This is a genomic window from Limnospira sp. PMC 1279.21, from assembly GCF_032349615.1.
GTDB classification, from domain to species: Bacteria; Cyanobacteriota; Cyanobacteriia; order Cyanobacteriales; family Microcoleaceae; genus Limnospira; species Limnospira fusiformis.
Genome location: NZ_JARPLU010000010.1, coordinates 45,436 through 55,290, shown reverse-complemented (window position 1 = coordinate 55,290; position 9,855 = coordinate 45,436). Strand labels below are relative to the sequence as shown.

At 44.5% G+C, this 9,855-nt stretch carries 10 protein-coding genes and 3 pseudogenes; 4 read left to right on the top strand and 9 right to left on the bottom strand.

The window, feature by feature from the left end; genetic code table 11:
- Both P5683_RS03055 and P5683_RS03050 read right to left on the bottom strand, forming a co-directional pair.
- Nucleotides 1-50 (bottom strand): annotated as a pseudogene (locus P5683_RS03055) (hypothetical protein); the annotation flags it as partial.
- Nucleotides 34-639 (bottom strand): annotated as a pseudogene (locus P5683_RS03050) (IS607 family transposase). The pseudogenes P5683_RS03050 and P5683_RS03055, both read right to left, overlap by 17 nt.
- Nucleotides 640-1,404: 765 nt before the next feature.
- Here P5683_RS03050 and P5683_RS03045 point away from each other — a divergent pair.
- Nucleotides 1,405-1,527 carry a hypothetical protein gene (locus tag P5683_RS03045; RefSeq protein ID WP_006625852.1) on the top strand — a complete coding sequence of 41 codons (123 nt, stop codon included), beginning with the start codon at nt 1,405-1,407 and terminating at the stop codon, nt 1,525-1,527.
- 141 nt (nt 1,528-1,668) lie between these two features.
- On the opposite strand, the gene P5683_RS03040 is transcribed toward P5683_RS03045, so the two are convergent.
- The 4 genes from P5683_RS03040 to P5683_RS03025 all read right to left on the bottom strand — a co-directional run bounded on the left by P5683_RS03040 (nt 1,669) and on the right by P5683_RS03025 (nt 3,680).
- Complete coding sequence (locus P5683_RS03040; protein ID WP_006669679.1) at nt 1,669-1,881, bottom strand: hypothetical protein; 213 nt, start codon at nt 1,879-1,881, stop codon at nt 1,669-1,671.
- A 94-nt stretch (nt 1,882-1,975) separates the two neighbouring features.
- Nucleotides 1,976-2,590 (bottom strand): 7-carboxy-7-deazaguanine synthase QueE, encoded by a 615-nt coding sequence (locus P5683_RS03035; RefSeq protein WP_006669678.1) that lies wholly within the window; start codon nt 2,588-2,590, stop codon nt 1,976-1,978.
- A complete protein-coding gene (locus tag P5683_RS03030; RefSeq protein ID WP_006625854.1) occupies nt 2,587-2,952 on the bottom strand; it encodes a translation initiation factor in 366 nt (121 codons plus the stop codon). Before P5683_RS03030 ends, P5683_RS03035 begins: the two co-directional genes overlap by 4 nt.
- 149 nt (nt 2,953-3,101) lie before the next feature.
- Nucleotides 3,102-3,680: a pentapeptide repeat-containing protein gene (locus P5683_RS03025; protein WP_006669677.1), complete on the bottom strand. Its 579-nt coding sequence runs from the start codon at nt 3,678-3,680 to the stop codon at nt 3,102-3,104.
- Between the two features lie 317 nt (nt 3,681-3,997).
- Here P5683_RS03025 and P5683_RS03020 point away from each other — a divergent pair, with 317 nt between their 5' ends.
- Nucleotides 3,998-6,280, top strand: coding sequence for a pentapeptide repeat-containing protein (locus tag P5683_RS03020; protein ID WP_006669676.1), 2,283 nt, complete (start codon nt 3,998-4,000; stop codon nt 6,278-6,280).
- Here P5683_RS03020 and P5683_RS03015 read toward each other — a convergent pair.
- The 3 genes from P5683_RS03015 to pgeF form a co-directional block, all read right to left on the bottom strand.
- Complete coding sequence (locus P5683_RS03015) at nt 6,277-6,822, bottom strand: hypothetical protein (protein WP_006669675.1); 546 nt, start codon at nt 6,820-6,822, stop codon at nt 6,277-6,279. The genes P5683_RS03020 and P5683_RS03015 overlap by 4 nt on opposite strands.
- Nucleotides 6,823-6,890: 68 nt before the next feature.
- Nucleotides 6,891-7,499 (bottom strand): CPP1-like family protein, encoded by a 609-nt coding sequence (locus P5683_RS03010; RefSeq protein WP_008050598.1) that lies wholly within the window; start codon nt 7,497-7,499, stop codon nt 6,891-6,893.
- A 283-nt stretch (nt 7,500-7,782) separates the two neighbouring features.
- On the bottom strand, nt 7,783-8,580 hold the full coding sequence (gene pgeF / locus P5683_RS03005; RefSeq protein WP_008050597.1) for a peptidoglycan editing factor PgeF: 798 nt from the start codon (nt 8,578-8,580) through the stop codon (nt 7,783-7,785).
- An 86-nt stretch (nt 8,581-8,666) separates the two neighbouring features.
- Between pgeF and P5683_RS03000 the strand changes: the two genes are divergently transcribed.
- Nucleotides 8,667-9,389: a biotin--[acetyl-CoA-carboxylase] ligase gene (locus P5683_RS03000; RefSeq protein ID WP_006669672.1), complete on the top strand. Its 723-nt coding sequence runs from the start codon at nt 8,667-8,669 to the stop codon at nt 9,387-9,389.
- Between the two features lie 145 nt (nt 9,390-9,534).
- Nucleotides 9,535-9,855, top strand: a pseudogene (locus tag P5683_RS02995) (M23 family peptidase); the annotation flags it as partial.

Genomic DNA, 9,855 nt, shown 5'->3' with positions numbered 1-9,855 from the left:
CGGTTGTAGCAATACCTACAAGCAGCCAGCCATTTACGCCAGACTTGATTTAGCTCGGGGCTGGGGTAAATCCGGATCTTCTTTGACCTGAGTTTTGTATTTACGCACTCCGTATAATCGGGAACTGAAGCAGTGGAGGATGGCGAGGATGTCCTCAACCATTTCTCGTTCTGGACTGAGACTTGTCTGGTTGAGAACCATGAGTGAGCACCTGTTTTGCTCATAGAGCCATCGAAACAAGTCAAATCCCCATATTGCCAATCGGTCTTGGTGGGCAACGACAACCATGCGGACATCTCCTGACAAATGATGTCCCAGTAAGGCCAGCATTTTCTTTCCCTTGAAGTTGAGCCCGCCTCCGATTTCTGAGACGACTTCTGCTTCGGGGTAGAGGTTGGACAGTGCGGCCACCTGTCGGTTGAGGTCGGACTGCTGGGCGCGGCTACTAACTCTGGCATAGATAACGACTTTGCGTTTGTCACTGCCTGATTTGGCAGTATATGACTCAACGTTTTATCGTCGTTGCCCAGCGGGGGTTCTGATGGTCTCGATTGAGCCATTGTCGTCCCATCTGCGGAGTGTTCTTTCATGGACTCCAAGGATTTGAGCCGCTTCCTTGGGTTTGACATATCTGGCAATAGGTTTATCCTCAACTCTTCTCGCTTATTAGACCCTATTGCCCTAAAATATTAACCTAATTTGAGATTAAATCATGCTCTCAACTGGGATTATACCCCACCAGAGCATCAACTTGAGATCTTCACCACACCTGCATCAAATCTAATTAACCGTGAACCCCCTACAGGGCGGGTTGATTCATCTTGGACTATGCCAAATTAGCTACTAGACGGGCCTACCCCTAGATGATCTCTGCCCTCTCCCCCATCACCTATTGTCCATGATCCGTTGTCCATTGCCCCTGAAAATTTTTTTCTCATAATTGGTACAATTCGTTAATTTTGTGTTAGGTTAATTGTTAAGAGTTTAAGAAAATTCTACACATTAAGGGCAACAGGTGTGGCAGCCAAATATTAACTGGCTGTTGTTGCACAGGTTATCCACAGAAGAGGGGATAGCTAGGGGCGATTTTAGAAGTTCCTAAGCTGGCATCAGATTATGGTGTGGCGGCTTGGTGGGTTCAAGACCAATCAGCACGGTCTAGGCTTATATTTAGGCGGCGGACTTGCTGTAGAAGTCTGGTAACTTGGCATAGGTATTAGGGAAACTTTCTGGAGTTGCAAATCTCTGGTTAGTTTTTGTTGATGTGCCTGGTGGTATCCCTGATTAGATAGCGATCGCCACCCAGCTATAACCTGGCGTGGGAAACCTGCCCCTATGTATATGTAGCTACTCTTAAACTCCCATATATGCTCCTCTCTCACACACAGACTAGCCGCACCACCTATGAACTACCACGAATTACCGTTAATGATTCCCCTACTCGCCACCGGTTATGTGTTGACTATTTATTTGCTGTTGATGGTGGCTAAACATACAGCAGCGCGATTTTCTCGCTTTCGCTCTTAGTTATATTGATCACCGATCATTAATTCGCTGAAAACAACCACTCCCATTTGGCGGAGTGGTCTTTTCTATGATGAAATATTCTTCACACAAACAGACTCGGTAAAATTACTTAGTTACATAGACAATAGGCGATCGCGATCGCTATGCAGATTGACTGACAGTTAACCGCTGGTCGGAAATAGCCGTGTCTAATTTTTCCCAAGAGTAAATAAAGGGAGAACTTGCCAGCGAACAAGATGCCCAATCACTTTGCACAGAACCGTGAAACAACTGGCAAACACCGCCTCGTCGCCCCTCAGATTTATAGTGGAGGCAATTGCGACAAGTCGATGGAGTAGAATTTTTGATCGGCATGACAAACCTCTGGAGCTCACTTGATTTATTGTTTATCAAAATCGCTCAAGAACCTGTTATCTAAACTACAGTTTGCCAAGAAATATCAATCAATCTATTCCACACCAATATATTTATGAAGCTGAACCGAAAGCCGATAACCTGGAAACTGTTTTAATTTTGCCAATACCAAAGGCAAAGTGCGGTCTATATCAGTCCACTGCGGTTGTAAAAAAACCGGAATCGTAGAATTTTCCGCCAAACGGGATCGATAAAACTCCAACTCATCCCCCACATCAATCACCAACTTAATTTCGGAAGCCCGTCGCCACATCTGTGATACCACCGGATAACGGGGGCTGATATGTTCCTTGGGACTCAGAGTAATCCAGCATAGATCAGAAACATCTTGCCAAAACGCCCCCGATGTCTCAATAGAAACCTGCCTCCCAGTTTCTTCTAATACCCTCACCAAATCAGGTAACTGAGGATATATAAACGGTTCACCCCCAGAAATTACCACCCTGGGCGACACCAACTCCGCCAACAGTTCATCAAAGCTACGCATATTCCGGGGTAAACCTTTCCCGCCATCAGCATATCCGGTGTCACACCAAGGGCAACCCACCGGACACCCCGCCAACCGAATAAAATCTACAGGAGTTCCCGCCCAATAACCCTCCCCTTGGATGGTTTGCTGAAAAGTCTCATGTACTGGAATTGTAATCATCCGCCGCTTTTTTTAGCTTTATATCCCAATTGAGTAAGTATTTGCAGCAACTTATCAGTATGATCACCCTGAATTTCCAGAGTTTGGTCTTTCATGGTTCCTCCAGTGCCGCACTGATTTTTCAATTGTTTTAATAACTTACTCAGGGTCTGGTCATTGGTTTGAAAGCCGGAAATAATCGTGACTGTTTTACCGCCCCGTCCCTTACGAGTTGCCTGCACTTTTAAGTTTTGCTGCTGGGGGGGTAAGTCCGGCACTCCTGGTTCCATAGCTTCGGAATTAGAAGAATTGCCAAACTCTGAGTAAGCGATCCGATTCTTATGAGACGATTTCCTATCAAAATTTCCCTTAGATGCGGCCATAACTAATCACTCATTGACATAAAGCGGGAAGTTACCCCTACTTCCATCTTCCGACTCAGCAGGGGGAACTATTTAACCTATAGCGGAAAACCGCCAAGAGTGGCAAGTTGATAGTTGTTAATCATCAATTAATTTGACTGGGCGCTGTCTCAGGCAGTAACTTTAGAGTTGAGGGTGGGACTAGGAACTTCCTCAAAAATGGCTCCCTGTTCTTTTAACTCCTGGATACGAGCAGCATTTAACCCGGTAACCTGTTTAAATTTGACGTTTTGCAACAATGCCCCGGTTAGGTTAGCTTCCTTGAGGTTCGTACCCTGAAATTGGGCGTGACTCAGTGCTGCATCTACGAGTTCAGCCCGCATGAGGTTAGCTCGACTCAAATCGGCATAACTAAGGTTAGCATGGGTGAGAATGGCTCCGCTCAAATCGGCCCCACTCAAATCGGCCCCACTCAAATCGGCACCTGTTAGATCTGCCCGGGTCAGGTTGGCTCCGCTGAGGTCGGCTCCGCTGAGGTTGGCACAATACAGGTTTGCTCCTATTAAGTTAGCATTGAATAGGCTAACACCAAGCAAATTGGCTCGAAATAGGTTCGCCCGAAATAGGTTCGCCCGAAATAGGTTCGCGCCACTCAGGTTAGCATTACTCAGGTCCGCCCGGAATAGGTCTGTATCCCGGAAATTGCGATCGCCTGCTGCATAAAGGTTGAGCAGTTCTTGTGAATTCATGATAATTTCCTAATCTCCAATATGATTAACTGCAATTGTGCCTAAGTTCTTGTTCAATCGGGCAAAACTTTATTTTAATTTAAAAAACCACGGGTATCAGTCAGCCCCACATCCTGCATATCCTTTCAAATTACAGTCGGCGACTGCACAATAGGGATGATGTAATTTAGGAATTATTGACATTAATTGTGGGTTTGGATATAATTGGCACTATATTATACCCTATTATCCCCTCGGCTGAAAAAGTGCGATCGCTAACTGGCTAAGTAATTCAACAGACTTGCTCTAGTTTCTTGTCATTCCGAAAATACAATCTTATGAGCAACACTTATAATTCCGGTACTGACCTGGTAGACTCCTCTGGTAATCTGGATTCTGCTCAAGATAGTAGAGACTTACCAGATATCATCTTTGATTTTTTTATTAAAATTGTAAAAAAATATGACTCCGAGACAGTCTTAGAAGAATTTATCGGATTATTTTGGTATCTGAACTGTAGCGATGAACAGGCTAATCATGCTTTGAGAACTCAACTGAAGCAGCCATCATCAACAGCCGCCATTCATCCGATACTGAAAAGAAGTTGTTATATTTTAGCCAATAACTGGTATATTAGTCGCAATTATAAAGCCGTTGAGTTACTGCTAGAACAGCTAGAAAATACCGAAAGTGATGAAGATGACATTCTCGATCCTGAATTAGGAAAACTCAGAACTCAGGTTAAATATTTTCTGCAAAGTGCTGATATTCAAGATATTCGTCATTGTGTATTACAGCATTCTCAGGGCTGGAGTAGTCGTTATAAGAGTTATTTATTAGTTAACCAATATATTGACCCAAATAACTCTCAGGAACAGCAAGAGGTAGCGCGAAATATATCTAAACAACTCCGAGAACAGTATAAATTTGACCTGGCGATGTATCTGGCTCACTCATCACCAAAAACTCAACTCCAAAATGAAACCAACATGAAAAACCCTACTCAGCTAGGAGATCAAGTTTTAGATATACTTAAAAAAACCATTTCCACCCAGCGCGTTTACAGCTATACCCATCAAGCTGAATTGTTTTTAAAAAAAACTAATAAGGTTACTTATAGAGATTTTAAAAATGCCTTACCTGAATACTTAATGATTCAGAGCGGGGAAAAATCTACTACCCGTATTTTGCGGGACAAAATTTCCGCCCAACTGAAAGATTTGTATAATTTCCATGATTACAGAATTATCAATGACGATTTAAAAATTCGGACCTGTCATAGTCTCATCGACTTTTTGACGATAGAGGATGGAGAGAACCCCTCTTTTATTTTTACATTTATGATTAATCATGGTAGTATTTTTACCTTGGCTATTCTGATGCTAAAAGTTATTTTACTAGACCACTCGTCTAAAGTACACTTAGAGTTAAAAGTGGCTCAACTGATTCAATTTTATCAAAAATATGAAGAAGAACGATGTCGTCAGTTTATATTGTTTTTGGAAATTTTCAATCTGGTATTGACAATTTTTACGGAAAACGTCCAATATCACCTGGTGAAGATGGATCAAGATGATGTATCAGGACCTCTGACTGATAACTTGGATGCTTACCGGGTTTTCTCTCAATGTAAAGGACTTGATTTGCGTCAAGCTAATCTGAATAATCTTAACTTAAAAAGTCTGGATCTCAAGGGAGCAGACTTTAGAGGTGTGAATATGATTCAAATGGATTTGAGTGAGCTTGATCTACGGTTGGCAAATTTAGAGGGTGCTAATCTCCAACAGGCTAATCTTAATGGAACTCAGTTATTTATTGTTAATTTAAAACAGAGTAATTTGCTAGAAGCGAGTCTGCTAGATGCTAATTTAGCCCGGGCGGATTTGCAGCAGGCTAATTTAAATCGTGCTGATTTAACAGGGGCTAATCTTCATCGGGCTAATTTAACAGCAGTTGATTTGACTGAGGCTAAGTTATGCTCAACTAATTTAGAAAATGCCGATTTACAAGGGGCAAATTTGGAGTTTGCTAACCTCAATGGTGCTTGTTTAAGTCAAGCTAATTTACAGGGGGTTAATTTACGCGGCGCTCAACTGCGATCGGCTAATTTGCGAGGTGTGGATTTAAGGGGGGCTTGCTTGCGAGAGGCGGCGCTGACGGAAGCTGATTTAACGGGGGCTAATCTCCAGGGTGCCAATTTGCAGGGGGCGCAACTAGACAGGGTTAATTTGACGGGAGCGATGCTGGAGCAAGCTAATCTTTCCTATGTTAAACTTAATCAGGCTAGTTTAGAGCGATCGCATTTAGTTGGTGCTAAGTTGGTTTATGCTCAACTGCGCTATAGTATTTTAAGCCACGCTAATCTAATGGGTGCTAATCTCAGCTATGCTGATTTAACCCGTGCTAATTTAGCTGGTAGCAATCTTAGCCATACCCATCTATTTCGGGCGGCTATTCGTCACGCTGACCTCGCACAAGCAGACCTCTCCAATGCTAATTTATTGGGTGCAAATTTATTTGGTAGTAATCTGACTGAAGCCCATATAACAGGTGCCAAATTTGGGAACAATTGTGGACTGTCTGACGAAACCAGAAAGTGGATAGGTTCACGGTTGGATTAGTCAGTAAATACTCGAAAATCCTGAATACGCCACCCTTTAGATTCTAGGTGAATTTGGCAGTTCATGGGAGAGACCTGGAAATCACAGATGTAATATCCCACTAAATTACCATTATCGTTACACACCCGCAAATTATATCCATAGTGGCGGGTAAATTCGGCAAAATGATGGATAAATATAAACTGTTCGAGATAGCGTTTCTGGTTCCATTGGAAACGGTTAACCACTAAAGTGATAAACCTGTCCAGATATACATTTGGTAGAATCGGGGTAGAATCCTCTCCTATAAACCACTGATTGAGCGTTTCGCCGCCGTAGCGTTTTTCAGCTAACCAAAGGCTGGGAATACTTAGTTCTGTTTGAGATAGGGGTGGTGGCGGTAAGATAGCGCGTTGAGGAAAGCAGGGTTTGGCGGTTTTATTAAATTCCCAATTGGGTAAAGTTTGCGATCGCCCTATTTCACTCCATCCCGTAATGGTCAATAAACAGAACACGAAAAAATATACCCTGGTTATCCAGGGATATTGCTGATTTAAAGCCATGATTATCTAACGTCCAGTGAACCCTGAAAAATCAGGCTATATCCAGGCTTACCTTGCTTAATCCACCTTTACCGGAGAAAGCTACTAACTAACCACAAAACTATCAGCGTGACTAAGGTAATGAACCGTTCAACTGATAGGGTAGCTCCCGCCATGGGGCTAAGTAAACTTCCCAAGATTAATCCCAGAATTAATCCCCCCACGGTCAGCAGAACCGAGCGACCAAATTTGTTCTCTTTGCGGTTGAGAAAATACAGAGAGGTAGCCACCCCCAAGGCGAGGGGAAGTTGTAGCAGGGAGATCTCAATAGCTGGATATAGGCTCACAACTCCCAAACCCAGGTAAATGAATGACGGCCACATCAACTCCGCACGAGAAGGCGTATCGAACATTCCAGTCAACCAGGAGGCTTTAGGAGTGGTCTGGGGTTGAACTTCCTTCGCAGGCGGCCCCGCGATGCGTTCAGGAAAGCGAATCCGCTCAGGTACTTTGATTTTACCCTCTTGGCGCATTCTGAGGCGATCCATAAGGATGGCATCATAAGCGGCCTCAATAGATTCTATCACCTGGCGCTCACCGGTGTGCTGTTCTCTCAGGCGATCGCGGGCATCCTGAATTTCATCAAAGGATGCGTCAATCGTAACCCCAAGCTGTTCATAAGGACTTTGCTGGCTCATCGCATTTAATTTAACTGGAGTCTAATCAATTGACATTGGACCCGCCGTCAAACGGACGGGGATTCCCAAACCTGACGATTTAGGTTTACTGTTTCATCGCACCCACCTCTACCCTCAAGGAGTTTCTGGTCTTCTAGTCCGGACCCAGACCATCCCCGCCAGCCCTGCGGTTGTGATGAGTCGATCAAAACTCATAGAGATGAGATGATGAGATGATGGGTTGATTTTAACACAATCTTCTCTGGAATTGTGTGGCTGGGGTGGTTTGGCAGATGCAACAAGATTAGGAAAAACTAACTATTCCAGACCATTGAACCAATTTCAGCCGATCGCGCCTATAGGAAAATAATAGCTCAGGCTGGCTGTAGGTACACTCAGAACAGATAGCTATTTGCTCAGGGTCTAAACCAACGGCTTCGAGTTGCAAAGCGTTAAAACGGCGAATATCGACCCGTAGGCGATCGGGTTCCGGGTCAGACAATAGAGGGGGGTCTGGTAGGTGGAATAAGGGTTCTAAAATTTCGGAGATACTGCTGGCTGTATCAATCATTTGTAGGGTAGCGCCTAGTTTGACTGCTACATCCTGTGAGACTTGATAGCATTCCCCGGAAATAGCTGGACCCATGGCGACTCGTAAATTAGCAATCTGGCTGCCTTGCTGTTGAAATTGAGCGATCGCCAATGGTAGAATTCTGGTAGATGTACCGCGCCACCCGGCATGAATGGCAGCTACTCGCCCGGTTACCACATCACCTATAAGCACAGGAACACAGTCAGCACTGGCTACCCAGACGGATTCTAAGCCTTTATTGGTTATTAAGCCATCAGCTTCCGACCAGGATATTTCCTCGCTATTGGTTTCAGTTTTTGGTATAGGGGAAACCTGAGTGGTTTTGAAAACCTGGTTACCATGAACCTGTTTGAGACGGTAGACCTGGGCGGATGGTTCCAGAACCTGCACTAAATCAACAGGAGAACGGGGGCTAAATCGTCGCGAAAAAAAACCATGTGGCCAGTCTTTTAAGATACTACAGGTTAAATAGGGCAGTTGTTGCCACTGATACCAAGTCCAGATGTGCATTGTGTCAGTGAAAAGAGATTTCAGGGAACAGCTTAACCGGGAAAGCGCGACAATTATTGATTTAACTTACCGGGATATTTGATTAAATGGATTGCGATCGCATACTGGGTGCTTTACAGGCTTTACAAGAAAACGCCGTGGCTGTTGGCTCGCCGACGGTCTCCTACCTTGACCTTGATGCTTCTCCGTCTATCCTCATATTTGATCAGCTTGGTTCCACTAATGAAACCCTGTGGGAGTTGTTGAACACTGGTAAAGCCGCCCCTAGAACCACAGTGATCGCTCTCCAACAAACAGCAGGACGGGGACAATGGGGGCGTGAGTGGCAGTCAGAATTGGGGGGATTGTACTTGTCTTATGCCCTCGCCCTCCATCAGACTATCACAGATGCTGCTACCCCACAGCATAACTATATAGCCTGGTTAACCCAATGTAGTGCTTGGGGTATTGCTACAGTTTTACGCTCGCGCGGTATTCCCGTATGGCTGAAATGGCCTAATGATCTGCTCCTGACAAAACGCAAATTGGGTGGTATCCTAACAGAAACTAAAGTCCACAAGGGAAAAATCAGCCAAGCCGTGATTGGAGTCGGTCTGAATTGGAGTAACTCTGTACCCCCCACTGGCATTAATCTGCAAGAATTTTTCAATGCACATCCCACTACGCCTGGGGTAAACTCACGAGAAATGTTGGCAGCTATTGTGATCTGGGGTATCGAGTTAGGGTTAATGCACTATGCACAGAGGGGAAGTAAGGGTCTGATGTCATCCTATATGCAACTGCTTCTTCTGAACTCATCGGACTCTTAACCCTTTCGCGGAGCGACTACGCAGTAGCATCCCCCTGGGAAATTATTTCCCCATTGTACGTCAGGCTCTGTAGAATGAAACTCGGTTAAAGCCTAAACAACTCAATTCTACAATTGCCCAATTTATCATCTGGTTGTGTGAGGAAATGACAGAATCCAGTTACTCTAAATCTAATGTAAAATCTACCCAGCCTATTTCCCATAATAGTAGACTGTCCTGGCGCTCCCTGGCGTTGGGATTAAGCTGTTTGAGTGGGGTAGGATTATTGGTAAATCGTGCGATCGCCTATGAAGAATTTTCTATCCCCTTTGATAACGAACCCCTAGAATCCTACAACACCTACACCCCCGAACCAGAACCCTATTACGCGCCGCCAGTTCAGGAATCTTATATAGCGCCAGAACCCTACTACGAACCAGAACCCTATTACGCGCCGCCAGTTCAGGAATCTTATATAGCGCCAGAA

Bases quoted from the DNA above. Each gene is read 5' to 3' on its own strand.
- P5683_RS03045 (WP_006625852.1), top strand. From the start codon at position 1,405: ATGAACTACCACGAATTACCGTTAATGATTCCCCTACTCGCCACCGGT.
- P5683_RS03040 (WP_006669679.1), bottom strand. From the start codon at position 1,881: ATGCCGATCAAAAATTCTACTCCATCGACTTGTCGCAATTGCCTCCAC.
- P5683_RS03035 (WP_006669678.1), bottom strand. From the start codon at position 2,590: ATGATTACAATTCCAGTACATGAGACTTTTCAGCAAACCATCCAAGGG.
- P5683_RS03030 (WP_006625854.1), bottom strand. From the start codon at position 2,952: ATGGCCGCATCTAAGGGAAATTTTGATAGGAAATCGTCTCATAAGAAT.
- P5683_RS03025 (WP_006669677.1), bottom strand. From the start codon at position 3,680: ATGAATTCACAAGAACTGCTCAACCTTTATGCAGCAGGCGATCGCAAT.
- P5683_RS03020 (WP_006669676.1), top strand. From the start codon at position 3,998: ATGAGCAACACTTATAATTCCGGTACTGACCTGGTAGACTCCTCTGGT.
- P5683_RS03015 (WP_006669675.1), bottom strand. From the start codon at position 6,822: ATGGCTTTAAATCAGCAATATCCCTGGATAACCAGGGTATATTTTTTC.
- P5683_RS03010 (WP_008050598.1), bottom strand. From the start codon at position 7,499: ATGAGCCAGCAAAGTCCTTATGAACAGCTTGGGGTTACGATTGACGCA.
- pgeF (WP_008050597.1), bottom strand. From the start codon at position 8,580: ATGCACATCTGGACTTGGTATCAGTGGCAACAACTGCCCTATTTAACC.
- P5683_RS03000 (WP_006669672.1), top strand. From the start codon at position 8,667: ATGGATTGCGATCGCATACTGGGTGCTTTACAGGCTTTACAAGAAAAC.